Raw genomic sequence first — 758 nt, forward strand, 5'->3', positions numbered from 1 at the left:
TTTTGGGAATAACGAAGATATCCGTTTAATCGATTCTTCCATAGAAGCTGCGGTTCGATCTGGCATCAATACGGCAATATAGTAACGGGTTTTCCGTTCGATAAATGTGGCAACACAGCCCTTACTTTTCCCCCTGCCAGAGACAACTGAATCCAGCTCCCAGTGACCGAAGGTTTCGCGTTTCTTTATTTCTTTTGGACGTTGTTGGATGGATGTTCCAATATTAAAACGGCCCCTGGTTTCTCTAGGCTTTTGGCGCTTTCCCTTTTGCCTTAAAACGAGTAAATCCGGGATGGAAAGAAGACCTTTGTAAAGCCAATTATAGATAGTCTTAAACGAAATAGAACCCTTTAACAAGCCATAAGAAATCTGTTCTGGTGACCAGGTTAAATACAGCTTTTCCTTTATTTGATTGGCTAAATTCGGATTCCACTTGCCCGCTGGTTTACAAGCCTGCCTTCGCTTTTTATATTGGTTGTGGGCTATCTGGCTTTGGTATTTTTGGTCCAACTCCACATTACGATTTAATTCACGTGCAATAGTGGAGTGGTGTCTGCCAAGTTCCTTCGCAATGGCTCTGGTAGAGAAACCAGCACTACAAAGCGCTTCTAGTTTCCCTCGTTCAAATGTGGTAAGATGGGTGTAACTCATACTCGTCCTCCATGTAAAAAAGTTGTGTGGTAACTTCTATTTTACACGAAGCGAGTGTGGGTTTTTTTGTATTTTCTAGATGTCGCACTTAATAATACAATTTGTCA

1 protein-coding gene is annotated in these 758 nt (G+C 41.7%); it reads right to left on the bottom strand.

Annotated features, from left to right (window positions below; all coding sequences use genetic code 11):
* The coding region (locus tag AC3WR0_RS25390; RefSeq protein WP_492554852.1) for an IS30 family transposase at positions 1-651 on the bottom strand (651 nt) is incomplete at its 3' end.
* Positions 652-758 lie beyond the last annotated feature (107 nt).

The organism is Neobacillus sp. FW104-15D2, from assembly GCF_058790155.1.